The sequence below is a fragment of the Lichenibacterium minor genome (genome assembly GCF_004137685.1).
In the GTDB taxonomy this organism is placed as follows: domain Bacteria; phylum Pseudomonadota; class Alphaproteobacteria; order Rhizobiales; family Beijerinckiaceae; genus Lichenihabitans; species Lichenihabitans minor.
On the sequence record NZ_QYBB01000008.1, the window covers coordinates 13,173 to 37,757 of the forward strand.

At 72.6% G+C, this 24,585-nt stretch carries 23 protein-coding genes; 17 read left to right on the top strand and 6 right to left on the bottom strand.

Features of this window, described 5'->3' with window-relative positions:
- Positions 1-66 precede the first annotated feature (66 nt).
- The 3 genes from D3273_RS09055 to D3273_RS09065 are packed head-to-tail and all read left to right on the top strand — an operon-like array spanning position 67 to position 3,756.
- A complete protein-coding gene (locus tag D3273_RS09055; protein ID WP_129225658.1) occupies positions 67-1,230 on the top strand; it encodes a glycosyltransferase in 1,164 nt (387 codons plus the stop codon).
- Positions 1,227-2,492 (top strand): lipopolysaccharide biosynthesis protein, encoded by a 1,266-nt coding sequence (locus D3273_RS28170; protein ID WP_165359430.1) that lies wholly within the window; start codon positions 1,227-1,229, stop codon positions 2,490-2,492. Before D3273_RS09055 ends, D3273_RS28170 begins: the two co-directional genes overlap by 4 nt.
- 19 nt (positions 2,493-2,511) lie before the next feature.
- On the top strand, positions 2,512-3,756 hold the full coding sequence (locus tag D3273_RS09065; protein ID WP_129225660.1) for a GNAT family N-acetyltransferase: 1,245 nt from the start codon (positions 2,512-2,514) through the stop codon (positions 3,754-3,756).
- Positions 3,757-3,871: 115 nt separating this feature from the next.
- On the opposite strand, the gene D3273_RS09070 is transcribed toward D3273_RS09065, so the two are convergent.
- Positions 3,872-4,342 (bottom strand): Lrp/AsnC ligand binding domain-containing protein, encoded by a 471-nt coding sequence (locus D3273_RS09070; RefSeq protein WP_129225661.1) that lies wholly within the window; start codon positions 4,340-4,342, stop codon positions 3,872-3,874.
- Positions 4,343-4,504: 162 nt separating this feature from the next.
- On the opposite strand from D3273_RS09070, the gene putA reads away from it, so the two are divergent.
- The 6 genes from putA (at position 4,505) to D3273_RS09100 (ending at position 12,164) form a co-directional block, all read left to right on the top strand.
- Positions 4,505-8,167 (top strand): trifunctional transcriptional regulator/proline dehydrogenase/L-glutamate gamma-semialdehyde dehydrogenase, encoded by a 3,663-nt coding sequence (gene putA, locus D3273_RS09075; protein ID WP_129225663.1) that lies wholly within the window; start codon positions 4,505-4,507, stop codon positions 8,165-8,167.
- A gap of 83 nt (positions 8,168-8,250) precedes the next feature.
- Positions 8,251-8,469: a hypothetical protein gene (locus D3273_RS09080; RefSeq protein ID WP_129225665.1), complete on the top strand. Its 219-nt coding sequence runs from the start codon at positions 8,251-8,253 to the stop codon at positions 8,467-8,469.
- Between the two features lie 63 nt (positions 8,470-8,532).
- Positions 8,533-8,730: a hypothetical protein gene (locus D3273_RS09085; protein WP_129225667.1), complete on the top strand. Its 198-nt coding sequence runs from the start codon at positions 8,533-8,535 to the stop codon at positions 8,728-8,730.
- A gap of 139 nt (positions 8,731-8,869) precedes the next feature.
- Positions 8,870-10,375: a carboxypeptidase M32 gene (locus tag D3273_RS09090; protein WP_129225669.1), complete on the top strand. Its 1,506-nt coding sequence runs from the start codon at positions 8,870-8,872 to the stop codon at positions 10,373-10,375.
- Positions 10,376-10,574: 199 nt separating this feature from the next.
- Positions 10,575-10,811, top strand: a complete 237-nt coding sequence (locus D3273_RS09095) for a hypothetical protein (protein WP_129225671.1) — start codon at positions 10,575-10,577, stop codon at positions 10,809-10,811.
- 60 nt (positions 10,812-10,871) lie between these two features.
- A complete protein-coding gene (locus D3273_RS09100; protein WP_129225673.1) occupies positions 10,872-12,164 on the top strand; it encodes an MFS transporter in 1,293 nt (430 codons plus the stop codon).
- A gap of 45 nt (positions 12,165-12,209) precedes the next feature.
- On the opposite strand, the gene D3273_RS09105 is transcribed toward D3273_RS09100, so the two are convergent.
- Entirely contained in the window at positions 12,210-12,863 is a 654-nt protein-coding gene (locus D3273_RS09105; RefSeq protein ID WP_165359431.1) for an AraC family transcriptional regulator, read from the bottom strand.
- Here D3273_RS09105 and D3273_RS28175 point away from each other — a divergent pair.
- On the top strand, positions 12,852-13,451 hold the full coding sequence (locus D3273_RS28175; RefSeq protein ID WP_165359432.1) for a hypothetical protein: 600 nt from the start codon (positions 12,852-12,854) through the stop codon (positions 13,449-13,451). The two genes, D3273_RS09105 and D3273_RS28175, sit on opposite strands and share 12 nt — an antisense overlap.
- Positions 13,448-14,509, top strand: a complete 1,062-nt coding sequence (locus D3273_RS09110; RefSeq protein ID WP_165359433.1) for an HD-GYP domain-containing protein — start codon at positions 13,448-13,450, stop codon at positions 14,507-14,509. The genes D3273_RS28175 and D3273_RS09110 overlap by 4 nt, the downstream gene beginning before the upstream one ends.
- A 52-nt stretch (positions 14,510-14,561) precedes the next feature.
- Here D3273_RS09110 and D3273_RS09115 read toward each other — a convergent pair whose 3' ends face one another.
- From D3273_RS09115 to D3273_RS09125, 3 genes are all read right to left on the bottom strand, one after another.
- Positions 14,562-15,359, bottom strand: coding sequence for a hypothetical protein (locus D3273_RS09115; protein WP_129225679.1), 798 nt, complete (start codon positions 15,357-15,359; stop codon positions 14,562-14,564).
- Entirely contained in the window at positions 15,356-16,735 is a 1,380-nt protein-coding gene (locus D3273_RS09120) for a deoxyribodipyrimidine photo-lyase (protein WP_129225681.1), read from the bottom strand. Before D3273_RS09120 ends, D3273_RS09115 begins: the two co-directional genes overlap by 4 nt.
- A 61-nt stretch (positions 16,736-16,796) precedes the next feature.
- On the bottom strand, positions 16,797-17,969 hold the full coding sequence (locus D3273_RS09125) for a dimethylmenaquinone methyltransferase (RefSeq protein WP_129225683.1): 1,173 nt from the start codon (positions 17,967-17,969) through the stop codon (positions 16,797-16,799).
- Between the two features lie 158 nt (positions 17,970-18,127).
- On the opposite strand from D3273_RS09125, the gene D3273_RS09130 reads away from it, so the two are divergent.
- On the top strand, positions 18,128-19,156 hold the full coding sequence (locus tag D3273_RS09130) for an aldo/keto reductase (RefSeq protein WP_129225685.1): 1,029 nt from the start codon (positions 18,128-18,130) through the stop codon (positions 19,154-19,156).
- 67 nt (positions 19,157-19,223) lie between these two features.
- Here D3273_RS09130 and D3273_RS09135 read toward each other — a convergent pair whose 3' ends face one another.
- Positions 19,224-19,484, bottom strand: coding sequence for a DUF1488 family protein (locus tag D3273_RS09135; RefSeq protein ID WP_129225687.1), 261 nt, complete (start codon positions 19,482-19,484; stop codon positions 19,224-19,226).
- A gap of 170 nt (positions 19,485-19,654) precedes the next feature.
- Here D3273_RS09135 and D3273_RS09140 point away from each other — a divergent pair, with 170 nt between their 5' ends.
- The 5 genes from D3273_RS09140 (at position 19,655) to asnB (ending at position 24,541) form a co-directional block, all read left to right on the top strand.
- Complete coding sequence (locus D3273_RS09140) at positions 19,655-19,954, top strand: putative quinol monooxygenase (protein WP_129225689.1); 300 nt, start codon at positions 19,655-19,657, stop codon at positions 19,952-19,954.
- A 65-nt stretch (positions 19,955-20,019) separates the two neighbouring features.
- Positions 20,020-20,805, top strand: a complete 786-nt coding sequence (locus D3273_RS09145; protein ID WP_129225691.1) for a 3-hydroxybutyrate dehydrogenase — start codon at positions 20,020-20,022, stop codon at positions 20,803-20,805.
- Positions 20,806-20,895: 90 nt separating this feature from the next.
- On the top strand, positions 20,896-21,099 hold the full coding sequence (locus D3273_RS28180; protein WP_165359434.1) for a hypothetical protein: 204 nt from the start codon (positions 20,896-20,898) through the stop codon (positions 21,097-21,099).
- Positions 21,100-21,205: 106 nt separating this feature from the next.
- Positions 21,206-22,645, top strand: coding sequence for a carbohydrate porin (locus D3273_RS09150; RefSeq protein ID WP_165359435.1), 1,440 nt, complete (start codon positions 21,206-21,208; stop codon positions 22,643-22,645).
- Positions 22,646-22,765: 120 nt separating this feature from the next.
- Positions 22,766-24,541, top strand: a complete 1,776-nt coding sequence (gene asnB / locus D3273_RS09155; RefSeq protein ID WP_129225694.1) for an asparagine synthase (glutamine-hydrolyzing) — start codon at positions 22,766-22,768, stop codon at positions 24,539-24,541.
- Positions 24,542-24,585: the final 44 nt, after the last annotated feature.

Consider the following 24,585-nt stretch of genomic DNA (forward strand, 5'->3'; position numbering starts at 1 on the left):
TCTTTGCCGAAACGCGGCGCACAGGTCTCATCCGGCAGTCCTCATCGGCGTCTGGCGGGAACGAGAATGACGGTGATCACCTGCGTCCACCAGGGCTTCGAGCTTTACGGGTCCGACCGCGCCTTCGTCGACACCGTGCGGCTGGTCCGCTCGGCGCATCCGGGGGCGAGGATCGACGTGGTGCTGCCGCGCCGCGGCCCGATCGTCGCCGCCCTGTCCGCCCTCGACGTCGACGTCACCGTCGAGCCGCTGTGGATCCTGCGGCGGCGCGACCTGCCCAAGCTCGCCACGGTCGGCATGGCGCGGCTGCCCGCCGCCGTGGCCCGGGCGGCGGCCCGCATCCGCCGGAGCGACCTCGTCTACGTGAACACCTGCGTGGTGGTCGACTACCTGCTGGCGTCCGGGCTGATGCCCGGCCGCACGGTGCTGCACATCCACGAGATTCCCGAAGGGCCCGCCCTCGCGGCGCTTCGGGCCCTGGTGCGCTGGAGCCGCGCTTCCGTGGTGCTGAACTCGCGCGCCACCGCGCGGACCTTCGCGCTGCCGGCGGGCGGGCCGCGGCGGGTGATCTACAACCGCATCTCCGATCCCGGGCCGGCCGCCGCCGCCCCGTACGACGGCAGCCGCCCCCTCAGGGTGCTGATGCTGGGGCGCGTCAGCCGGATCAAGGGCCAGGACGTGCTCGTCGACGCGCTCCGCCGCCTGCCCGGCGACATCCGCGCCAGGGTGGAGGTGCGGATCGTCGGGAGCGCCTTCGAGGACGAGGCGCGGGAGCGCGCCCTCGCGGCGTCCATCGTGGCGGCGGGCCTGTCGGATCGCGTCGTGCTGCTGCCCTTCACCTCCGATCCGGCCCCCCATTTCCGATGGGCCGACATCGTGACGGTGCCGTCGCGCCTGCCGGAGTCGCTCGGCCGGGTCGCCATCGAGGCGATGGCGCACGGCAAGCCGCCGATCGTGTCGGACATCGGCGGGCTGCCCGAGATCGTCGAGCACGGGCGCAGCGGCTGGATCGTTCCGCCCGGCGACGCCGCCGCCCTCGCCGGCACGCTCGCGTCCGCCGTGGCGGACCCCGGCGGGTGGCGCCCCTACGCGGAGGCCGCGCGAAAGCGCTACGAGGCCGTCTTCGGCGGCGCCGCGATCGACCACGCCATGCTGGAGGTGCTCGGAGCCGTGCTCGACCGGGGCGCCGCGCCGTCGGCCGATGCCGTGCCGTCGGCGGCCCACCCATGATGGGCGGTCGCTTCGCCCTCATGCTCGGCGGCGAAGTCGTGCAGAGCGCCTTCCACTTCGGGCTGAACATCGCGCTGGTCCACACCCTGAGCCAGGCCGACTACGGCCTCTTCGCCATCATCTTCCTGGTGGGCGGGATCGGCCTCACCTACGTCCGGGCCCTGGCCGGCGTGCCGGCGGGCACCTACGTGCCGCGGCGCCCGGACCACCGCTCGTCGCGCGCCTACGAGGTGACGTTCGGGTCGGGCGCCGTGGCGGTGTCCGCCCTGTTCGGGCTCGGCGTCGCCGCGGCTCTCCTGCTCATGCCCGGCGCCAACCCCGTCGAGGGTGGCGCCTTCGTGGGACTGTGGTGCTTGCGCAGCTACCTGCGCCTGGCGTTGTTCGCCAAGCGGCGCCCGCGGGAAGCCTGTTTGGGCGACCTCGCCTTCGCGCTGGGCGGCACGGCCCTGGGCCTGGGCCTGATCCACGGATCCGGCATGGCCCGGATCGACGGCGTGTTCCTGGCGCTGGCCTGCGCGCATGCGCTCGGATGCGCGGTGTCGCTCCTGGCCCTGGGCGAACCCGTGCGCGTGAGCTTCGGGCCCGCGACGCGCCGGCGCTACGGGGCGCTGCGGGGCAAGCTGACCTGGTCCCTCGTCGGCGTCACGACGACCAACCTCCAGGGCCAGGGGCAGACGCTGCTGGTGGCCCTGGTGGCGGGTCCCGAGGCCTATGCGCCGATCGCGGCGTCCCTTGTGCTCTTCGCCCCGCTGCGGCTGACGGCGGGCGCGCTGCTGAACATGCTCCAGCCCGAGATCGCCGCCGCCCTAGCGTCGGGCGACGCGCGCCGCCGGCGCGACCTCGTGCGGAAGGCCGGGTCGTTGATCGCCGGCGGCGCGCTCGCCTACGGCCTCGTCCTGCTGGCGGCCTTCCCGTTCGTCCGGTCCCACCTATTCGGCGGCCGCTTCGAGGGCGAGCCCTTCGGCCTCATCACGGCCCTGATGTGGTTCGTGTCCGCCGTCTCGCTCGGCTACGCGGCGCCGCGGATCCTGCTCGAAACGCGGGGTGCGTTCCGCTTCCTGGCCCTGGTGTCGGCCGTGGCGGCGATCGTCGGCGCGTCGCTCGTGGCCCTGCTCCTGGTGGCGTCGACCCCCGCCTGGTCGATCCTCGGCCTCCTGGCGTCCGAAGCGATCGTGCTGGTCGCATGTTCGGGCGTGCTGGACCGGCGCTCCGCGCGCCGGCACCCGTTCGATTCCCGTTCCCACCGGGCCGGCGAAGCCTGAACCCCTTCAAGGACACACGATGTTTCTCGATCTCGCCCTGGATCCGGCGGCACCGGCCCCGGCGGCCCCGCGCAGGTTCGAAGCTCGCCTGCACGAGTCGCTCGGGCCCATCGCCGCCGCCTGGCGCACCCTGGAAACGGCCGGCGCCGCCACGGCCTACCAGCGGCTGGACTGGGTCCGCCAGATCCTGGCCCACGTCGCCGACGCCGAGCGCGCCCGCCCGCTCCTCGTGGAAGTGCTCGACCGGGACACGGGGCGGCCGGCGATGATCGTCCCGCTCGCCCTGGTGCGCCGCCGCGCCCACCGCGTCGTCACCTGGTTCGACCTCGGCCTCTGCGACTACGCCGCCCCCCTCCTCGCCGAAGGCCAGCCCCTGTCGCCGGCCGAGGCCGTGGCGGCCTGGGCCGCGGTTCTGGCGGTGCTGCCGCACGCGGACCTGATCCACATCCGCCAGGTCCCGGCGCGGGTCGGCGCACACCCCAACCCCATCGCGGCGCTGCCGGGCCGCCGCCCCATGGCGCTGAGCGCGTCCGGGGTCGCCATCGACGGCGACGCGGAAACCCTGCTCCAGCGCTTGTGCCGATCGAGCACGCTGCGGGACCTGGGGAAGCAGCGCCGGCGCCTCGAACGGGCGGGGCCGGTCCGGTTCGCGCGGGCCGGCACGGCGGACGAGGTGGAGGACATCTTCGCCGCCCTGGTGGAACAGCGCCGCGCCCGCTTCGCCGCGCTCGGCCGGTTCGACCTCCTGGCCCGACCGGAGATCGAGTCCTTCTATCGGGCCGCGGCCCTGGACGGGTTGTCGAGCGGGCCCGTGAAGCTGTTCGGGCTGTCCGTCGACGGCGCGTGGATCGCCGCCGCCTACGGCCTCGTCCACGGCGCCACGTTCCACGGCATCCTGCTGACGACCAGCATGGAGGACGCCTGGCGCAACGCTTCGCCGGGGCTTCAGATCGTCGCCGACTGCTTGAGATGGGCGCGCGCCGAGGGGGTGACCTACTTCGACTTCACCGTGGGCGACCTGCCCTACAAGAAGGATTTCGGCGTCGAAACGCGCGCCCTCGACGAGGTCGTCCAGCCCCTCACCCCGGTCGGGCGGTCGGTGGTCGCCGCGATGCGGGTGCGGGCGGCGCTGGAAACGGAGCTGCGGCGTCATCCCGCCTGGGCCGAGAATCTCCGCCGCGCGCGCCGCGCCGTCCGGAAGCTCGGCGCCAAGGCCGGGCCCGACCGCCCCGGCCCGCGGTCGGGCGTCACGCGGGCCGGCTGACCGGGCCCGGTTCCCGGGAGCGGCCCGAGATCGGTTCGGGGGCGGACCGGGCCTCCCGACCACGAGGCGGACGGGCGCGAGCGCTTCACGGGCCCGCCCGCGCGCCGCCCGTCCCTCACCCCGCCCGCGCGCCCCGCAGCGGCAGCGGGCCGTCCCGCTTCACCTCCTCCATCACCGCATAGGTGCGGGTTTCGCGCACGCCGGGCAGCCCCACGAGCACGTGGCCGAGCAGGCGCCGGTAGGCGCCCATGTCGGCGACGCGCGCCTTGACGAGGTAATCGAAGCCGCCCGCCACCATGTGGCATTCCAGGATCTCGGGCGTCGCCCGCACGGCGCGGGCGAACAGGTCGAAGGCGTCGGACGTGGTCTTGTCGAGCGACACTTCCACGAAGACCAGGAGCCCCAGGCCGAGGAGCGCGGGGTCGAGCCGCGCCCCGTAGCCGGTGATCACGCGGTCGCGCGTCAGCCGCCGCAGCCGCTCGCCCGTCGCGGTGGGCGACAGGCGGAGCCGCTCGGCGAGGTCGCTCGTGGTGATGCGGCCGTCCGCCTGCAGGATGTCGAGGATCTTGATGTCGCTGGCGTCCATGGTGGAATCCTCGCCTGAAGCCGCGTTTGACCGACGTTCCGTCGGCAGGACGGCGCTTTCCGCCGATGGAAGCGCGGTGCGGACCCTGATACGCTGGCGCATCAGCGGAAGGAAGCCGGTCCCCCGCAGGTGTCCACCGCTCCCGGCCCCGCGCGAGCCCGCATGACCCTCCCCGCACCGGCCTCCCCTTTCGCCGCCTTCGCGCCCTCGGTGAAGCGCCAGCCGCCGCTGCGCGCCGCCATCACGGCCGCGTATCGCCGCCCGGAACAGGACTGCGTCGCGGCGCTGCTCGACGCCGCCACCCTGCCGCCCGACGCCGCCGCGGCCGCCGCCGCCACGGCGCGCACCCTGGTCGAGCGGCTGCGCGCGACGACGCGGCGCGGCGGCGTCGAGGGGCTGATCCACGAATATTCCCTGTCGAGCCAGGAAGGCGTGGCGCTGATGTGCCTCGCCGAAGCGCTGCTGCGCATCCCGGACGCCGCCACGCGCGACGCCTTGATCCGCGACAAGATCTCGACCGGCGACTGGCGCGCCCATGTGGGGCAAAGCCCGTCGCTCTTCGTCAACGCCGCCACCTGGGGCCTCGTCGTGACGGGGCGGCTCACCACAACGACGAGCGAATCCTCGCTCGGCAGCGCGCTCACGCGCCTCATCGGCCGGGGCGGCGAGCCGCTGATCCGCAAGGGGACCGACCTCGCCATGCGGATGATGGGCGAACAGTTCGTCACCGGCCAGACCATCGCGGAAGCGCTGGCCAACAGCCGCAAGCTCGAAGCGCGCGGCTTCCGCTATTCCTACGACATGCTGGGCGAGGCCGCCACGACGGCGGGGGACGCGGCGCGCTACCTGAAGGACTACGAGGACGCCATCCGGGCCATCGGGGCGGCGTCGGCGGGGCGCGGCATCGTCGAGGGGCCGGGCATCTCGATCAAGCTGTCCGCCCTGCATCCGCGCTATTCCCGCGCCAAGGCGGACCGGGTGATGGCGGAGCTCCTGCCGCGCGTGAAGGGCCTGGCCGCGCTCGCCCGCGGCTACGACATCGGCCTCAACATCGACGCCGAGGAGTCCGACCGGCTGGAACTGTCGCTCGACCTGCTCGAAGCCCTGGCGCTCGACCCGGACCTCGGGGGCTGGGACGGCATCGGCTTCGTAATCCAGGCCTACGGCAAGCGCTGCCCCTTCGCGATCGATTGGATCGTCGACCTCGCGCGCCGCAGCGGCCGCCGCATCATGGTGCGCCTGGTGAAGGGCGCCTACTGGGATTCCGAGATCAAGCGCGCCCAGGTCGACGGGCTCGACGGGTTCCCGGTCTTCACCCGCAAGGTCCACACGGACGTGAGCTACCTCGCCTGCGCGAAGCGGCTGCTCGACGCGCCCGACGCCGTGTTCCCGCAGTTCGCCACCCACAACGCCGGGACGGTGGGCGCCATCGTGGCGATGGCGGGCCCGGACTTCACCCGCGGCCAATACGAGTTCCAATGCCTCCACGGCATGGGCGAACCGCTCTACGACGAGGTGGTGGGCGCCCGGAAGCTCGACCGGCCCTGCCGCATCTACGCGCCGGTCGGCACCCACGAGACGCTGCTGGCCTACCTGGTGCGGCGGCTCCTGGAGAACGGCGCCAACTCGTCCTTCGTCAACCGCATCGCCGACGAGAAGGTGAAGGTCGACGAGCTGATCGCCGATCCCGTGGCGGCGGTGCGGGCGATGAGCCCCGTCGGCGGCGCCCACGACCGCATCGCCGCCCCGCGCGACCTGTTCGCCGACCGCCGCAACAGCCGGGGCCTCGACCTGTCCGACGAGGACGCGCTCCGGGCGCTGGGGGCGGCGCTCGACGCCAGCGCGGCGACGCGCTGGACGGCCCTGCCCGCCGGCCGCTCGGACGACGCCGGCGCCGAGCCGGTTCTGAACCCCGCCGACCGCCGCGACGTGGTGGGCGTCGCGCGCCACGCCACCCCGGCCGAGGTCGACGCCGCCCTGTCCCGCGCTGCCGCGGCGGCCCCCGCCTGGGCCGCCGTGTCGGCCGACGAGCGCGCGGCCTGCCTGCGCGGCGGCGCCGACGCCATCGAGGCCCGCATGCCGGTGATGATCGGGCTGATCGTCCGCGAAGCCGGCAAGAGCTACTCCAACGCCGTCGCCGAGGTGCGCGAAGCCGTCGACTTCCTGCGCTACTACGCCGCCGAGCTCGTCCGCACCTTCGGGGCCGAGCGGCACGCGCCGCTGGGGCCGGTGGTGTGCATCAGCCCGTGGAACTTCCCGCTGGCGATCTTCGCGGGCCAGGTCGCCGCGGCCCTCGCGGCCGGCAACCCCGTGCTGGCCAAGCCGGCGGAAGAAACGCCCCTGGTCGCCGCGGAAGCCGTGCGCCTGCTCCACGCCGCCGGCGTCCCCGCCGACGTGCTGCAGCTGCTGCCCGGCGCCGGCGAGGTCGGGGCCGCGCTGGTGGGCGACGCCCGCACCGTGGGGGTGATGTTCACCGGCTCGACCGCGGTGGCGCGCCTGATCCAGCGCCGCCTCGCAGACCGCCTGACGCCGGACGGGCGCCCCATCCCGCTGATCGCCGAAACGGGCGGCCAGAACGCGCTGGTGGTCGATTCGTCGGCCCTGGCCGAGCAGGTGGTGGCGGACGTGATCGCGTCCGCCTTCGATTCCGCGGGGCAGCGCTGCTCGGCCCTGCGCATCCTGTGCCTGCAGGAGGACGTCGCCGACCGCACGCTCGCCATGCTGAGGGGCGCGCTGCGCGAGCTGGAGATCGGGGACCCGCGGGCGCTGTCGGTCGACGTCGGCCCGGTCATCTCGGCGGAAGCGCGCGACGGCATCCTGGCGCATGTCGCCGCCATGGCGGCGCGCGGCCACGCGGTGGAAAGCCTGCCGCTGCCGGACGGCGCCCGGCACGGCACCTTCGTGCCGCCCACGATCGTCGAGATCGGGCGCATCGCCGACGTCGAGCGTGAAGTGTTCGGCCCGGTGCTGCACGTGCTGCGCTTCCGCCGCGGCGACCTCGACCGCTTGATCGCCGACATCAACGCCACCGGCTACGGCCTGACCTTCGGGCTGCACACCCGCATCGACGAAACGATCGCCCGCGTGGTCGGGCGCGTCGAGGCCGGCAACGTCTACGTCAACCGCAACACCATCGGCGCCGTGGTGGGCGTGCAGCCCTTCGGCGGATCGGGCCTGTCGGGCACGGGGCCCAAGGCCGGCGGCCCGCTCTACCTCGGCCGCCTGCTCGACATCCCGCCCGCCACCGCGCTGCGGGGGCTGGAAGCCTCCGAGCCCGCGCTGGCGACGGCGCGGCTCTACGCGGATTGGCTGCGCGAAGCGGGCCACGCCGCCGAAGCCGAGCGCTGCGTCGCCGACCTGTCGCGGTCGGCGCTGGGCGCCCGGGTCGAGCTGCCCGGCCCCGTGGGCGAGCGCAACGTCTACGCGCTGCGCCCGCGCGGCCGCATCGCCGCGCTCGCCACGGGGGCGGCGGGCCTCAGGATGCAGGTCGGCGCCATCCTGGCCACCGGCAACGTCGCCGTGGTGGAGCGCGCCGCGGCCGCCGCGCTCGACGGCATGCCCGCCGAGGTGGCGGCGCGGGTGGCGGTGGTGGACGACTGGCACGCGCAGGACGGCCTGCGCGGGATCCTGTTCGAGGGCGAGCCCGACGCCTTGACGGCGCTGTCGCGCCGCGTCGCCGAGCGGCCCGGCCCCATCCTGGCGCTCGAAGCCGTGCGGTCGGCCGAGCGCGAAGACTACGCGCTGGTGCGGCTGCTCGAAGAATGCTCGGTTTCCACCAACACGGCGGCGGCGGGCGGCAACGCCAGCCTGATGTCGATCGGGTGACGCCGCACGGGGGTGCGCCTTGATCGCTTCGCCGCCTGCCTCTACGGGGAACGGGGCGGCGGGGCGACACGGGGCGGACGGCTATGAATTTCAGCGTGGTGGCGATCGCCGACGATCGGCTGGAGGCCACGAACGAGGCCGGGCAGCGCTTCACCTTCCCGATCGACGAGCTCCACGCGACCCGCAAGGCCCCGCGCACCGACGTCAAGGTCGGCACCCTGCCGGTCGCGACGCCGCTGCGCACGCTGGAACTCGCCCGCAAGGCCGCCGAGGATTACGCCATCGCCCACGGGCTGATCTGAACTTCACCTTTCGTTAACCACGGCAGGCGAGACTCCGGGCCGAAGATCGACACGGAGGCCGCCATGCAACTCGACGTTCACCAGACCAAGCTCCTGCGCTGGGTCGAGGCCAAGGAGCCCGTCCTCGGCATCTTCTTCAACATGTCCGAGCTCGACCCGATGATCCACGGCGGCTTCATCGAGAAGCGCCCGGTGCCCCGGCAGAAGGGTCAGCTCGTGCTGACCGAGGCCGGCAAGGCGGCGCTGCAGGCGGCGCACTGACCCTGAACTTCCGCCGCCCGGCAGGCCTTCCTCCACCGCCCGTCGCCCGGCGGGAAGGGCTGCCCGGGCGAGGCCCCTCGTGCGGGCACCCCGTGCCACCGGCCGTCGCGCGCCCCCCCACCACCACAGGGTCCGCCCCATGACGGCCTACGCCGCGCTCGAACGCCTCTTCGCCCGCCTCCGCGCCCTCGGGGACGCCGCCGGCATCCTCGGCTGGGACGCCCAGACCCTGATGCCGACGGGCGCCGCGGCGGGCCGCGCCGAGCAGCTCGCCACCCTGCGCGGCCTGTCGCACGAGCTGCTGGTGGCCCCCTCCACCGCCGACCTCCTGGCCGAGGCCGAATCCGGCGCGGCTTCGCTCGACGCCTGGCAGGCGGCGAACCTGCGCGAGATGCGCCGCGCCCATGCCCACGCTTCCGCGGTCCCGGGCGACCTCGTCGAAGCGGAGTCCAAGGCGTCCTCGGCCGCCGAGATGGCCTGGCGCGAGGCCCGCGCCGCGAGCGACTTCGCGATCCTGAAGCCCCACCTGGAGGACGTGCTGCGCTTCGCCCGCGAGGTCGGCCGCGCCAAGGGCCAGGCGCTCGGCCTCGCGCCCTACGACGCGCTCCTCGACCAGTACGACCCCGGCCTGCGCCGCGCCCGCATCGACCCGATGTTCGACGCCCTGCGGACCGAGCTGCCGGACCTCATCCGCGCCGCCCGCGAGCGCCAGGCGCGCGACGGCGCGCCGCCGCCGGTCGCCGGCGCCTTCCCGGTTGCGGCGCAGCGCGCGGTCGGCGAAGCGCTGATGCGGACGCTCGGCTTCGACTTCGAGCGCGGGCGGCTCGACACGAGCCTGCACCCGTTCTGCGGGGGGGCCACGGGCGACGTCCGCATCACCACGCGCTACGCGGCCGGCGACTTCACCCGCTCGCTGATGGGCGTGCTGCACGAGACCGGCCACGCGCTCTACGAGCAGGGCCGCCCGGCGGCCTGGCTGACCCAGCCGGTCGGCGACGCGCGCGGCATGACGCTGCACGAAAGCCAGTCCCTGCTGATGGAGATGCAGGCCTGCCGGACCCCGGAGTTCATGCGCCACCTGGCGCCGGTGCTCGCCGGCGCCTTCGGGGCGGACGGCGCCGCGCTCGACCCCGACACGCTCCAGCGGATCTACACGCATGTGGCGCCGGGCTTCATCCGGGTCGACGCCGATGAATGCACCTACCCGGCCCACATCCTGCTCCGCTACGACCTGGAACGCGCCATGGTGGACGGCGACCTCGCCGTGGCCGACCTGCCGGGCGCCTTCGACGCGGGGATGAAGGACCTCCTCGGCCTCGTGGTGCCGGACGACGCCCACGGCTGCCTGCAGGACATCCATTGGCCGGGGGGCGCCTTCGGTTATTTCCCCACCTACACGCTCGGCGCGGTCGCGGCGGCGCAGCTCTTCGAAGCCGCGACGGCCGCCGAGCCGGGGATCCGGCCGGGGCTGGCCGAGGGCGACTTCCGGCCGCTGCTGGGGTGGCTGCGCGCCAACGTCCACGCCAAGGGCTCGTCCGGCAGCACGGACGAGATCATGGAAGCCGCCACGGGCCGCCCGCTCGGCATCGACAGCTACCGGGCGCACCTGCGCCGTCGCTACCTCGGCGAAGGGGTGGCGGCCTGACGACAGGTGGCCCGCCGCCCGCGGCTGTGACGCCACCGACACGATCGCGCCCTACACGGAGGGCGGGCGTGGCGGCCGGCACGGACGCGCGCCGTAATAGGGCCACCCTCCGGGTGTTCATGACACTGCCAGGTCTGCCGCCCTCGGGTCTGCCGCGCCGGGCGCATCCCACGCCCTCCGCCTTCGGGAGACGAGATCCATGATCGAATGGTCCGTGAAGGGCGCGGGTGACGCCGTCACCGTGGTCAGCCCGGTCGGGGACGTGTACCCCTTCGTCATCACCTCCGTGCGCGACATGCGCTTGAGGCTCCACCACCGCCCGGACTGGCACGGCGGCCGCGAGCCCGACGACGCCGCCCTGAAGATCTACGCCGCCCACGGCGTCGCGGCGCGTTGGGCGATGGACACGTTCGGGCCGACGCACCTGCACCTGTGACGCGCCCTCGGGCGCCACGGCTCTTTTGAAACCGGGCCCCATGCGGTGCATGGTGCCGCCATGACATCGACCGACGCCACCCATCCCAGGCTCGAACGCAAGGCCGTGGCGGCCGTGGTGCTCGGCAACGCGCTCGAGTTCTACGACTTCACCGTCTACGCCTTCTTCGCCGTGCCGATCGGCGAAGCCTTCTTTCCGTCGAAGGACCCCACCTCCAGCCTGCTCGCCTCCCTGGCGCTGTTCGGCATCGGCTACGTCATGCGGCCGGTCGGGGGCGCCGTCATCGGCGCCCTCGCCGACCGCGCCGGCCGCAAGCCCGCCATGGTGCTCACCATCGCGCTGATGGCGCTGGGCATGCTGATCCTCGCCGTCACGCCCGGGACCGCCACCATCGGCTGGGCCGCGCAGGCCATCGTCATCGCGGGCCGGCTGATCCAGGGCCTCGCGCTCGGCGGCGAGGTCGGCCCCTCGACCGCCTACCTGCTCGAAGCCGCGCCGAAGGGGCGGCGCGGCTTCATCGCCTCGTGGCAGATCGCCAGCCAGGGCTGCGCGGCGCTGTTCGCCGGCCTCGTGGCGTCGGGGCTGACGCTGGCCGTCGGCGAGGCCGCCATGGGCCAGTGGGGCTGGCGCGTCATGGTGCTGCTGGGCTTGGCCGTCGTCCCGGTGGGGCTCGTCATCCGCCGCCACCTGCCCGAAACGGGAGGCGCCGGCGAGGACCCGTCCGCCGCCCCCTCCACCCTCGCGGTGATGCGCCGCCTGCTGCGCGACCACGGGCGCCTGCTCCTCACCACCTTCGTGGTGATCTCGGCCTCGACGGTGTCGAACGCCGTGGGGACCAACATGCCGGTCTATGCGAAATCGACGCTGGGCCTGACCGCGGCGGTGTCGACCGCGGTGCCGATCGCCCTGGGGCTCGCGTCCGTGCTGTTCCCGCTGGTCGGGGGCGCCCTCGCCGACCGCCTGGGCCGCAGGCCCGTGATGGTGTGGCCGCGGGCGCTGATCGCCGTCCTTGCCGTGCCGGCCTTCGCGTGGCTCGTCCACGAGCGGTCGGCCGCGGCCGTCTATGCCGTGACGTTTCTGCTGTCGGCGCTGTCGTCGATCAACGCGGCGGCCATCATCGTGGCGATCCCGGAAACGCTGCCGCGCGCGGTGCGCTCCGCCGGCCTGTCGGTCGTGTACGCCTTGGCGGTGTCGATCTTCGGCGGCAGCACCAACTACGTCGTCAACAAGCTCGTGGCCGTGTCGGGCGACCGGCTCATGCCGGCCTACTACCTCGTCGCCTTCAGCGTGCTGGGCACGGTCGCGGCGCTGATGATGCCGGAAACGCGGGGGCGCGATCTCGACGATGCGTGAGCCGCGTCCCCCCGCCCCGGAGCGGCGCGGGCCCGCGGCATCCCGTCAGCCGCGCCGGCGCAGCGCCACGCTGGGGGTTTCCCCGAACCGCGCGCGATACCGGCGGCTGAAATCGCTCATGTGGGTGAAACCCCACCGTGCCGCGATCGCCGCCACCGAAGCCTCCGGCTCGGACGCGCACAGGTCCGCATGCGCGCGGTCGAGGCGGCGTTCGAGGATGAACTGCACGGGCGTCTTCCCCGTGTCGGCCCGGAACAGCGTCTGCAACCTGCGGACGCCGATGCCGGCCGCGGTCGCGATCTCGTGGAGGAGCAGCTTCCGCGACAGGTTCCCCTCGATGTAGTCGCAGGCTCGCTGCACCGGCCGCACGGTCGAGGGCGCCGCGTCGCGGACACGCTCCCCGCTGTCCCGGGGCCATGCCGACAGCAGCTGGTAGATCATCACCTCCTCCAGCAGGGGGAACACCAGATCGGGCTCCGGGACCCCGATCTGCAATTGACGATAGACCCTGTCCATCGTCCGCATCAGGATGTGCAGCGGCAGGCCGACCAGATCGACGACCGGCACGAAGCGGGGCAGGATCTCGTTCCCCTCGCCTTCGAGCGCCCGATGAGCCGCGATCAGCGCCGATGGGGTGATGGTCGCGGTCAGCGCCGTGAAGGCGCTCGACGCTTCCTCGCTCTTCATATGGTCGAACATGACCATCATGGCACGCCCGGGTTGCCCGATGTGCTCGCGGCGGCGGTCGCGGCGAAGCATCGCCCCCTCGATCACGAATCGGACGGTGATCACGTCCAAATGGACTTTCGGCGTTGTCAGAAACCCGGTGTCAGATTGCGTCTTCCAAAGACTGAGCGACTGGCTCTGTCCCCCTTCGATGATGATGGACGTCTGCATCCCTCGGATCGGATTGAACTGGACGGCAAGCGCGGCTTCGACATTCAGTCGGTCGAGCTGTCGGGCGTTCCCGATGGAATGCTTGAAGAAGGATCTGGCCTGCGGCGGGGGGCCGGCTGTCGTCTTTTTCATCTTTATATTGTCGCAGATGATCCTCTCAGCGTCGAGACAACGAAGAGTTGCTTAAAACTGCGCTTTGACAGCTATATCGACATTATCGCGAAATGGATCGAATATTTCGCGATAATGACATCGCTATTGGATTTTCATCAAATACGTCTCAGAAGAATTCGAGTGATAATATTATTTTCAAAGCGCTCGGATCGACAATTTACCGTTTATATATCAGTATCATTTACCAACGACGGCGCCGCGGGAACCCGTCCATGATCCTGATCACCGATCGCTTGTCGACCGCTTGCGCGTTGAAGGAAACGATACAGGTCGTCGAGCCCTGCACGGTCGTCGCCCTGGGGCAGGCTTATGAAGTCGGGTCCGAGCACACGATCGTCATCTGCGACATCGACCCCGGCACGCCCGACGTCCTTTCCCTGACGAAGGCCGTCCTGGCCCGGTGCCGGCCTTGTTCGACCATCCCGGTCCTGCACCTCGCCCGTCGCGGGGGCGAAGCCGCGCTCGGCCAGGCGCGGTCGCTCGGCGCGACGGCGGTCATGCCGCACGACGCATCCCCGACGCAGATCCTGTTCACGGTGAAGCGCCTGGTCGAGGCCCGGCGAAGCGCCGTGCCGCGGACGGCCGCCCCCGCGATCGCCGTCGTCGCCGACAACGTCCGGAAGGCCGGCTCCATCTACAACGGCGTGCTGGGTTCGCTGCGGTCCGGCGAGCCCGTCTCCGTCGACACGCTGGAACGCGGCAGCACCGCCGTGCTGGCGGCGGTGGGCGGAGGGCGGCTCGCGACATGGCTCGATGTGGTCAGGAGCTACGACGACATCACCTATCAGCACTGCCTGCTGGTCGCCTGCTTCGCGGCGTCCTTCTCCATGAGCCTGGGCCTTTCCGTCGGCGGACAGCGCCTGGTCGCGAAGGCGGCCCTGCTTCACGACATCGGCAAGCTGCACATCGACCGGGACATCCTCAACAAGCCCGGCAAGCTGACGGCGGCCGAGATGGACGTGGTGCGCCGGCATCCGGCGATCGGGCACCGCATGCTGGTGAACCAGGGCGGGTTCGACCCGCAGGTGCTCGACATGGTGCTCCATCACCACGAGTTCCTCGACGGGTCGGGCTACCCGGACGGGATCGGCGGCGACGCGATCGCCCCGCTGGTCCGCCTGCTGACGATCTGCGACATCTATGCCGCCCTGGTCGAGCGTCGCTCCTACAAGGCGCCGATGTCGTCGCGGGACGCCTTCGCGATCCTGCACGGGATGGCGGGAAAGCTCGACCGCGGCCTCCTCCGGAGTTTCGAGGCGATGGTCGAAGGGTGACGGCGGCCGGCCACCGCCCCCATCCCCCCTCCTCCCGCGGGACGGGTGGACCTCACCCCCGCGCGAGCCGCCCCGCCGCCCGCAGCGCCCCGACCTCCTGGCCGAACCGCGCCGCCACGCCGGCATCGACGTCCCGCCCGACCGCGTCGACCCGCCGGATGAACTCCCGCCGCCATTCGGCATGGGGGCCGTGCACGTCGGAATGGTTCTCGCCCGTGTTGACCAGGTAGGCGCCCGACACCGGCAGGCGCGCCAGCCCTTCCCCGTGCTCCGCCGCCACCTCGACCCAGCGATGGTGCGAGCGCAGCACCGCGAAAGGGTCGCGCCGGATCTCCGACGTCGCACCGGGCCGGATCAGCGCCACCCCGCAGGAGCCGCAGAAGCGGTGGAACGGCAGCCCTTCCAGGTCCGGGTGGGGCAGCGGGGCGGCGCGCAGGCTGCGGAAGTCGACCGCCAGGCCCTCGTGGATCAGCGCGCCCACGTGCTCGTCCCCGATCCCGGCCCGCGCCGCCGCCACGAGTTCGCGGTCGACCCAGTCGTCCGCGTCGAGCACCATCAGGTGGCCGCCGCCGCGGTCCCGCACGATGTCGCTGAGCAGGTGCTTCTTGCGGCCCGAATCGTCGTTGTGCGGCCCCGGCGGCTCGACCGGCCAGCCGACCTCGACGAAGGAGACCCGGTCGTCCCCGACCGCGAGCCGGGGACGCTCGTGGACGGCGATCAGCGCCCGCCAGTCCGGGTCGGTCTGCGCCCGCACCGAGGCCAGCGTCAGGTCGAGCAGCGCCTCGATCAGCCCCCAGTCGCGCGCGTTGGCGCGCGGCGTCAGCGCGATCGCGAAGGTGAAGGCCGTCACGCCCGCTCGGCCGCGGCGAGCTCGGCGACGTCGCGCACGTAGCCGTCGGCGTCGAACTTCTTCAGGCTCGCCTCGCTCATCGACCGCACGGTGCCGAACACCGGCTGCCGTCCCCAGGGCCGGTCGTGCAGGCCGAACAGCCAGCCCACGTTGGTGAAGGAGTTGGCGTCGCGCCCGTCGATGAAATACTTGTTGTTGAGGCGCAACGCGATGTCCCAGGCGTCCTCGGGCGTCTTCGACCATTGAACGATCTTCTTGCCCCAGTACATGCGCATGTGGTTGTGCATGTAGCCGGTCTCGCGCATCTCCTGCATGGACGCGTTCCAGTGGCGGTCGTGCGTTTCGCCGGCCTCGAACTGTTCGCGCGTGTAGAGGTGGGGGCGCTCGTCCCCGCGCGCCGCGTCGAGTGCCTTGCGGCACCAGTCGGGCACGCCCTTGAGGTCGTCGTAGTCGGCCCCGTAGAAGACATGGTTCATGGCGAGCTCGCGCCGTACCACCAGTTCTTCGAGGTAGGCGGCGCGGTCCTCCCCGTCGCCCTTCGGCGACGACCTCACCGCCAGGGCGATCGCCACGGGCGAGATCTGCCCGTAATGGAGGTAGGGACTCATGTGCGAGGCCGCGCCCGCTTCGGGCCTGCCGCGGATGGTCGCGTAATGCTCGAAGGGGCCGCCGAGATAGTGCTTCAGCCGCCGCTCGGCTTCCGAATGGCCGCCCTTGAACCGCTTCACCGGGCGGACCGCGTGGTCGCACTTCAGCCCCGCCACTGTGCGGGCGATGTCGGCGAGGTCGAGCGTGGACTCGAGCTTCAGGGCGTGGGCGGGATGGTGGACCTTCCGCTCCTTCAAGGGGTGGAGGTACTCTTCCCACTGCCGGTAGATCTTCGGCCGCAGGGTGCGGGCCGCGTAGTCGTGCTTGGGCGAGGCCGTCTCGACCGGCACGACGACGTCGCCCTCCACCTGCACGACGCGGCAGGGGGCGCGGCGCACGAAGTCGTCGTAGAAGGCCCGGATGGGCTTCAGGTAGTTGCGGTCCATCACCACCAGGGCGGCGTCGGCGGCGTAGCGCAGCGCGGTCTCGACCGGCCCGCCCTCGCGCCGGGCCGCGAAGCCGATGCCGCGCTTCTCCAAGGCCGGGCCGACCTCGGCCATGCCCTCCAGCAGAAAGGTCCAGTGGCGCGCGTTGACCTCGGGAAAGCCTTCCGCGATGCCGTAGCAGACCACCACGGGCAGCTTGCGCGCGTTGGCCTCGTCCACGGCGTGTTCCAGCGCCGGGTTGAAGGCGGCGCGCTGCGACAGGCCCATCCAGTAGAGGACGTAGGCGCCCTCCGCGTTCTCGGGGCCGTCCTTCAGGACCTTGATTCGGGAAGGCTGGATCATGCCGGCATCTTGCACGGTGCCCCGGACCGGGCCAGGGCCGCCGTGACGCAGCCCGGCGCGATCAAAGCTTCAGGCCGCGCAGCTCCGCGAAGGGGCTCGACGCGGGATCGGCCTTAGGCGGGTCGAGCAGCGGCACCACCTGGCTGACGGCATCCTCCAGCGACGCCACGGCGCCGCTGGTGAGGCGCCCGCCCGCGGCGTCCCGGTGGCCGCCGCCGCGGAACTTCCGGGCCGCGTCGAGCGCCGTGCCGTCGTTCGAGCGGAACGACATGTTGCCCGAGCGCCCGACGTTGATCACCAGCGCGGCGTCGCGGCTCGTCATCACCACGTCCGACACGCGCTGGAACGTGCCCGCGTCGAGCCCGAAGGACAGTTTCGCGCCCCCGGGCAGCCGCGCGAACAGCTCCGGCGACACGGCCAGCAGCGACGCGATGCGGGTGCGCGTGGTGGCGTCCGGGTCGTCGTTCGCGCGGCCCGACAGCGCCTCGTCGACGATGCGGGCCCTGAGCGTGCCGGCGTCACGCTCGATGGCGGCCGGCGTCGCCCCGCCGCCGAGCCGGTCCGCCATGCCGAGGAGCAGGTCGCCGATGAAGCGGTCGTGCCACGGGTGGCCGAGCGGCACGAAGCCCGTCACGTTGTCCCAGAACACCTCGTCGAGCACCTGTGCCTGGCGGAAGATCGGCCGGTCCTTCTTCCACAGGTCGACGGCGTCGACGGCCTCGATCAGCACCGCCAGCGTGCCGGCGACGGCGGGGTCGGTGTCGTGGGTGGCGTACAGGTCGGCGTGGTCGGCGGCGAGGCGCGTCGCGCAGCGCGTGTCGTCGATCAGCACCGTGACGGCGGGGTCGCCCGTCGCGATGCTCTTGAGGCCCGGCCAGGGCGACGCGGGGTCCGCCTCGGCCGGCACCAGCCCCTGTTCCGCCAGCCGGTCCAGCGAGGACGCGTGGTGGTCGAGCACGACGAGGCGGTGGCGGCGCTCGGGCGCGCGCTTGGCGTTGGCGGCGACGAAGTCCTTGATGAAGCTGACCGCCACGGGCTCGAGGCCGAGGTCCGTCATCAGGATCGTCTCGGGCTCGGCCGCGCCCCCCAGCCGCTTCAGCTCGGCCGCCACCACGGGGCCGACGTCGGAATACCGCGACACGTGGATCACGCGCGCGATCGCCGCGCGGGTCCCCGCGACCGTGGAAGCGCCGTAACCGTCGAGGTCGTGGTGGGTGAGCTGCGTGATCTTCACGGGGTGCGGGCTTTCGGTCGGTGATGGGTCGGGGCCGAACCCCGGGGCCGACACGTCATGCCGGGCGGCCCGCCGCCTGTCCATGCTCCCGCGGCCGGGCGGGACCCGGGCGGGACCCGGCGGCGTTGTCCGACGATAGGCCACGCAGGAGCATCGCCATGGAATACCGCCGATTGGGGGCCTCGGGCTTCACCGTGCCGGCCCTGAGCTTCGGGACGGGGACGTTCGCGGGCCGGGGCGAGTTCTTCGGGGCGTGGGGCTCGACCGACGTCGCCGAAGCCAAGCGGCTGATCGACATCTGCCTCGATGCCGGGCTCAACATGTTCGACACCGCCGACATCTACTCGGCCGGGGGCGCCGAGGAGGTGCTGGGCGGCGCCATCGCGGGCCGCCCGCGCGATTCGCTCATCATCTCCACCAAGGCGACGTTCCGGGCCGGCGACGCCCCGAACCAGGTCGGCTCGTCGCGCTACCACCTCGTTTCGAGCGTCGAGAAGCAGCTGAAGCGCCTCGGCACCGACTACATCGACCTGTTCCAGCTCCACGGCTTCGACGCGCTGACGCCCGTCGAGGAGGTGCTGTCGACGCTCGACGGCCTCGTGCGCGCGGGCAAGATCCGCTACGTCGGCGTGTCGAACTTTTCGGGCTGGCACGTGATGAAGTCGCTCGCCGCGGCCGACAAGCACGGGTATCCGCGCTACGTCGCCAACCAGACCTATTATTCGCTGGTGGGCCGCGACTACGAGTGGGAGCTGATGCCGCTGGGGCTCGACCAGGGGCTCGGCGCCGTGGTCTGGAGCCCGCTCGGCTGGGGCCGGCTCACCGGCAAGATCCGCCGCGGCACGCCCCTCCCCGAGGGCAGCCGCCTGCACAAGACCGCCGATGCCGGCCCGCCGCTCGACGACGACTACGTCTACAGGGTCGTGGACGCGCTCGACGCCGTCGCGCAGGAGACGGGCAAGAGCGTGCCCCAGGTGGCGCTGAACTGGGTGCTCGGCCGCCCGACGGTGTCGTCGGTGATCGTCGGGGCCCGCAACGAGGAGCAGCTCCGCCAGAACCTCGGCGCGGTCGGCTGGACGCTGACGCCCGACCAGGTGAAGCGCCTCGACGAGGCCTCCGCCAGGCCGGCCGCCTACCCCTACTGGCACCAGGCGGGCTTCGCCGAGCGGAACCCGTCGCCGGTGTGAGGGCGGGCCGCGAAACGCTCCCCCGGCGATGCCGTCCCGGGCCCTGGGCCCGGGACGACGGGGCGGTTCACCGCTCCCGGAACTGCACCACGTGGTGCAGCTCGACGCGGGGAATCTCCCCCTCGTCGTGGAGCCAGCTCGCGATGGCCTCGAACAGGGCGCGGTGGCGCCCGAAGCGCTCGACGAGGGCATCGTCCTCGCCGCCGTCGAGGTCCTCGATGGCGGATTCGTCGACGAAGCAGTCGACCTCCTCCTCGCCTTCGCGCATGATGAAGCGGACTTCGAAGCGCTCCTCCTCGGCGGGCAGCCGCGTCGGCTTCAACGGCATGGTGGCGACCCTCGCAATCCGGCGGAAGCGCGATGCCTAGCACGGCGGGCCGCCGCCGTCAGAGTTTGTGACGGGATCGCGTTGGTTTCCGGATGCCCATCGAAGACGCCCGGAGGTCCCCGTCCGTCTGCGATGAGCCTCCCTTCACGATCCGTCGGGGGAGGACGGCGATGCTTCTGATCGTGGGGACGGTGCGTCTGCCGCCGGACAACCTCGCCGCCGCCCGCCCCGTCATGGAGCGGATGATCGCGGCGAGCCGGGCCGAGCCGGGCTGCCGCGGCTATTCCTATGCCGAGGACCTGCTCGACCCCGGCCTGATCCGCGTGGCGGAGATGTGGGACGACCGCGCCGCGCTCGACGCGCATTTCGCGAGCTCCCACCTCGCCGCGTGGCGCGCCGCCTGGCCCTCGCTCGGCCTCGGTTCCCGCGACCTCACGCTCCACGAGGTCGCGGCCTCGACGCCGACCTGAGGTCGCAGGCGGGGGCGTTCCCCTGTAAGGATGGCCGGCCCCCATCGGCCGCCCGGAGCCCCGCCATGTCCCTCACGTCCCGCAACGCCCTCGTCACGGGTTCGACCAGCGGCATCGGCCTCGCGGTGGCGCGCGCGCTGGCGAAGGAGGGGGCGGGGGTGATGCTCAACGGCTTCGGCGACCCCGCCGCCATCGAGGCGACCCGCGCCGGCCTCGCCGCCGAGTTCGGCACGGCGGTGCTGTATTCGCCCGCCGACATGGCCAAGCCCGCCGAGATCGCCGCCATGGTGGCCGAAGCCGAGGAGAAGCTCGGCAGCGTCGACATCCTGGTCAACAACGCCGGCATCCAGCGCGTGTCGCCGATCGAGGACTTCCCGGTCGACGCCTGGGACGCCATCATCGCCATCAACCTCAGCTCGGCCTTCCACACGATGCGGGCCGCGATCCCCGGCATGAAGGCTCGCCGATGGGGGCGCATCGTCAACACCGCTTCGGCGCATTCGCTCGTGGCCTCGCCCTTCAAGTCGGCCTACGTGGCGGCCAAGCACGGCATCGCGGGCCTGACCAAGACCGCCGCGCTGGAGCTCGCCACCCACGGCGTCACGGTCAACTGCATCTCGCCCGGCTACGTGTGGACCCCCCTCGTCGAGCGGCAGATCCCCGACACGATGAAGGCCCGCAACATGACGGAGGAGCAGGTCATCCGCGACGTGGTGCTGGCGGCCCAGCCGACGAAGCAGTTCGTCACGGTGGAACAGGTGGCGTCGCTCGCCGTCTACCTCGCTTCCGACGCCGCGTCCCAGATCACCGGCGCCAACCTGTCGATGGACGGCGGTTGGACGGCCGCATGATTTCGCCGGCCGCCCCGAACCGAAACGCGGCGGCAAGCATTGAGGAACCGTAAACGCGACGGCTCCGCCGTCGTCCCGGAGTCGACCGCCGTGACATTCATCGCGCCCCCCAGCTCTGCCGACCGTCACGGTGCCTCCTTCTTCTTCGGCCGCAGGGCGGCGAAGCCGAAGGACCGCATCCGGATCGCCGACGAGGACGGGGCGCGCCGGGCGCTCGGCATCGACGGCGTCCTCCCGGCGGCGACGCTCGCCGGCAGCTCCATCGAGCATCTGGCCAGGATCGCGCTCGGCTGAACGGACGACGGCGCGGCCTGTCCATGCCACGGCGGCGGGAGTTCACACTTCCGTCGCCCTTTTCGCGTTCATCGCCCGCATCGAGGGGACAGGTCGAGCCGGTTCATTGACGATCAGACCGTATGTTTCGAGCCTGCTCGTGCCGATCGCGCTCCTGTCGTGGTCCTTCGACGGCGTGCCGCGGGCGTCCGCGGCGCCATCCGCGGCTTCCGCCAAGCCGGCCCCCGCCAAGCCCGCAGCCGTCGAGGCCGACGACGACAAGGACGAGGGCGGCGAAGCGCCCGACGGCGAGGACCGCGCCCCCGCCGGCACCGGCCACGGCAAGGGCAAGGCCACCGGCACGGAGGGCGTCCTCGGCGACATCCACGGCGTGAGGCCCTTCTTCGAACGCTACGGCGTCACCTTCGACGCGTCCGAAACCAGCGAGGTGCTGGGCAACCCGACCGGCGGCCGCCGCCAGGGCGCCATCTACGAGGGGCTGTTCTCCGTCGCGGTCGGCGTCGACCTGGACAGGCTCGCCGGGCTGAAGGGTGCCAGCGCCAACGTCAGCGTGTTCCAGATCCACGGCGGGCCCGGCCTGTCGGCGCAGGATATCGGCAACTTCGACGTGGTCAGCGACCTCGAGAACAAGCGGGACAGCGGGCTCTACGAGGCCTGGCTCCAGCAGAGCTTCGGGGGGAGCTTCGACGTCCGGGCCGGCCGCATGAGCGTCGACGAGGAGTTCCTGATCGCCGACAGCGCCGACGTCTTCATGAACGGTTCCTTCGGCTGGCCCACGCTGCCCTACAAGGACCTGCCGAACGGCGGCCCCATCCCGTCCGACGCGGCGGTGCGCGCCCACGCCCGGCTGGCGCCCGGCTGGGACGCGCTGGCGGGGTTGTACCGCGGCAGCCAGGCCGACACGCGCGGGGCGGGCGGCGCGGCCTCGACCAGCGCCGTGTCGCAGGACGACGGCCTGCTCGCCATTGCGGAGCTGCAGTTCCAGACCGGGCGGGGCGAAACCGAGCTGCCCGGGACCTACAAGGTCGGCGGCTGGTACCGCGACGGCGGGGTGACGCGGGGCGGGACGGGCCGGACGGGCGCCGACCTGTTCGAAACCCTGCCCGACATCGTGCGCCACAACTTCAGCTTCTACGCGGTCGCGGACCACCGCCTGACGCGCGGCGCGGCCGGGGAGGACAGCGGGTTCAGCGCCTTCCTCCGCGTCATGGCGGCCCCCTCCGACCGCAACGTCGTGTCCGCCTTCGCGGACGGCGGCCTGGTGTATTCCGGGCCCTTCGGCCGGCCGGACGACGGGGTGGGGATCGGCTTCGCGGTGGCGCAGACTTCGGCGACGTCGCTCGACGGGCTCGGCCGCACCGAGGTGCGGCTCGGCAGGGCGGAGAAGAGCTTCGAGGTCACCTACCAGGCCCAGCTGGCGAAGGGCGTGCAGGTCCAGCCCGACGTCCAATACGTGATCGACCCGGCCGGCGGCCATGTCGGCCCCGCCGGTCGCGTCACCGGCGACGCGCTGGTGCTGGGGCTGCGGACGACCATCACGTTCTGAAGCGGTCGCGCGGGCGACACGCCGACGGCGCCGGCTTTCCGGTCCGCCCTGTCGGGGCCGGTTTGCGCCGCGTGCCGTGCTCGGCTACCCGTGGCGGCCTCGACGGCGCGGGGAGGGTCCATGTGCGGCATATCGGGCATGTTGATGCGGGACGGCGCCGCGGTGCCGGCGGCGCGCCTGGCCGCGATGGGCCGGGCGCTGGCGCACCGCGGCCCGGACGGACACGCCGAGTATCGGAACGGCGACGTCGGCTTCCGCCACGAGCGCCTGGCCATCATCGACCTCGCCACGGGCGACCAGCCGCTGTTCGACCGGGCCGGCCGGGCGCTGGTGGTCAACGGCGAGATCTATAACTACGTCGAGCTGCGCGCCGCCCTGGCCGGCACCGAATGGCGCACCGCGGGCGACTGCGAGCCCCTGCTCGCCCTCTACGACCGCCACGGCCTCGATTTCCTGAAGGACGTGCGCGGCATGTTCGCCCTGGCGCTGCACGACCCGGCGCGGGGCCGCACCGTGCTGGCGCGCGACCCGTTCGGCATCAAGCAGCTGTATTACGCCGAGGAGCCGGACGGGCTCGCCTTCGCGTCCGAGCCGCAGGCCATCGTGGCGGCGCGGCGCGAAGCTTCCGGCCGCAACGCGGTCGCGATCCGGCCCGAAGCGGCGCACGAGCTGCTGCAGCTGCAGTTCACCACCGGGCGCGACACGATCTTCGCCGGCATCTCGCGCGTGATGCCGGGCGAGATCCTGGTGGTCGAGGGGGGCCGCATCGTCGAACGCCGGCACGGGCCCGCGGCGCTGCCCGAAACCGTGCGGCGCACGCGCGAGCCCGCGGCGCTGGCGGAGGTCGACCGCATCGTCATGGACGCGGTGGCGGTGCACGAGCGCGCGGACGTGCCCTACGGGCTGTTCCTGTCGAGCGGCATCGATTCGTCGGCCGTGCTGACCGCCATGGCGCGGCGCGGCGCCGAGCCGGTGCGGTCCTACACGGCGGCCTTCCCCGAGACGGGCGTGCACGACGAGCGCGAAACCGCCGCCGCCCTGGCGCGGGCCGCCGGCGCCCGCCACACCGAGCTGCCCATCACGGCCGACACCTTCTTCGCCCGCCTGCCCGAGATCGCCGCCTGCCTGGACGACCCCGTGGCCGATTACGCGGTGGTGCCGAACTTCCTGCTCGCCGAGCGCGCCGCCCGCGACGTGAAGGTGGTCCTGTGCGGGGTCGGGGGCGACGAGATCTTCGCCGGCTACAGCCGCTACCGGCGGCAAGCCCTGCCGCGATGGCTCGGGGGGCGGCCGCGCCGCCGCAAGGGACCCTGCGACGGGCTCGACCTGTTCGTGCCCGCGCTGAGCGGATGGCGCGACGGCATCGCGGCCGCCGAGGCCGAGGCGGCGACCCGCGGCTTCAACCGGCTGCAGCGCGCCCAGGCGCTCGACTTCGCCGACTGGCTCCCCCATTCCGTGCTGGTGGCGCTGGATCGCTGCCTGATGCACTGGGGCCTCGAGGGCCGCACGCCGCTGCTCGACCGGAGCGTCGCGGATTTCGGCTTCGCCCTGCCGAACGGGCTGAAGCTGCGCGGCCGCCAGGGCAAGTACCTGCTGCGCCGCTGGCTCGCCGACGCCAACCCGGCCGCGAAGCCCTTCGCCCGCAAGCTCGGCTTCACGGTGCCGGTCGGCGAATGGATCGCGCGGGACGGCGCGCGCCTGGGCGAACTCGTGGCCCGCGAGCCGGGCGTCGCGGAGCTGTGCCGGCCCGACGTGGTACGCCGCGTGTTCGCCAGCGCCGACAAGGCGCACCGGCTGCTGGCGTGGCGGCTGCTGTTCTTCGCGCTCTGGCACCGCCGCCACATCCGCGGCCTCGCGCCCGAGGGCGGCACGCTCGCCTGCCTCGAATCCGCCTGACCTATCGAAGATGTCGATGGTTCAGCCGCATGTTTTGCGGGTTT

What these genes read in the sequence shown, in the direction of transcription:
- D3273_RS28175 (WP_165359432.1), top strand. Translation starts at nt 12,852, where the DNA reads ATGGTCGAACATGACCATCATGGCACGCCCGGGTTGCCCGATGTGCTC.
- D3273_RS09120 (WP_129225681.1), bottom strand. Translation starts at nt 16,735, where the DNA reads ATGATCCAGCCTTCCCGAATCAAGGTCCTGAAGGACGGCCCCGAGAAC.
- D3273_RS09110 (WP_165359433.1), top strand. Translation starts at nt 13,448, where the DNA reads ATGATCCTGATCACCGATCGCTTGTCGACCGCTTGCGCGTTGAAGGAA.
- D3273_RS09135 (WP_129225687.1), bottom strand. Translation starts at nt 19,484, where the DNA reads ATGCCGTTGAAGCCGACGCGGCTGCCCGCCGAGGAGGAGCGCTTCGAA.
- D3273_RS09085 (WP_129225667.1), top strand. Translation starts at nt 8,533, where the DNA reads ATGCAACTCGACGTTCACCAGACCAAGCTCCTGCGCTGGGTCGAGGCC.
- D3273_RS09105 (WP_165359431.1), bottom strand. Translation starts at nt 12,863, where the DNA reads ATGTTCGACCATATGAAGAGCGAGGAAGCGTCGAGCGCCTTCACGGCG.
- D3273_RS09055 (WP_129225658.1), top strand. Translation starts at nt 67, where the DNA reads ATGACGGTGATCACCTGCGTCCACCAGGGCTTCGAGCTTTACGGGTCC.
- D3273_RS28170 (WP_165359430.1), top strand. Translation starts at nt 1,227, where the DNA reads ATGATGGGCGGTCGCTTCGCCCTCATGCTCGGCGGCGAAGTCGTGCAG.
- D3273_RS09140 (WP_129225689.1), top strand. Translation starts at nt 19,655, where the DNA reads ATGCTTCTGATCGTGGGGACGGTGCGTCTGCCGCCGGACAACCTCGCC.
- D3273_RS09095 (WP_129225671.1), top strand. Translation starts at nt 10,575, where the DNA reads ATGATCGAATGGTCCGTGAAGGGCGCGGGTGACGCCGTCACCGTGGTC.
- D3273_RS09070 (WP_129225661.1), bottom strand. Translation starts at nt 4,342, where the DNA reads ATGGACGCCAGCGACATCAAGATCCTCGACATCCTGCAGGCGGACGGC.
- asnB (WP_129225694.1), top strand. Translation starts at nt 22,766, where the DNA reads ATGTGCGGCATATCGGGCATGTTGATGCGGGACGGCGCCGCGGTGCCG.
- D3273_RS09100 (WP_129225673.1), top strand. Translation starts at nt 10,872, where the DNA reads ATGACATCGACCGACGCCACCCATCCCAGGCTCGAACGCAAGGCCGTG.
- D3273_RS09090 (WP_129225669.1), top strand. Translation starts at nt 8,870, where the DNA reads ATGACGGCCTACGCCGCGCTCGAACGCCTCTTCGCCCGCCTCCGCGCC.
- D3273_RS09065 (WP_129225660.1), top strand. Translation starts at nt 2,512, where the DNA reads ATGTTTCTCGATCTCGCCCTGGATCCGGCGGCACCGGCCCCGGCGGCC.
- putA (WP_129225663.1), top strand. Translation starts at nt 4,505, where the DNA reads ATGACCCTCCCCGCACCGGCCTCCCCTTTCGCCGCCTTCGCGCCCTCG.
- D3273_RS09130 (WP_129225685.1), top strand. Translation starts at nt 18,128, where the DNA reads ATGGAATACCGCCGATTGGGGGCCTCGGGCTTCACCGTGCCGGCCCTG.
- D3273_RS09080 (WP_129225665.1), top strand. Translation starts at nt 8,251, where the DNA reads ATGAATTTCAGCGTGGTGGCGATCGCCGACGATCGGCTGGAGGCCACG.
- D3273_RS09145 (WP_129225691.1), top strand. Translation starts at nt 20,020, where the DNA reads ATGTCCCTCACGTCCCGCAACGCCCTCGTCACGGGTTCGACCAGCGGC.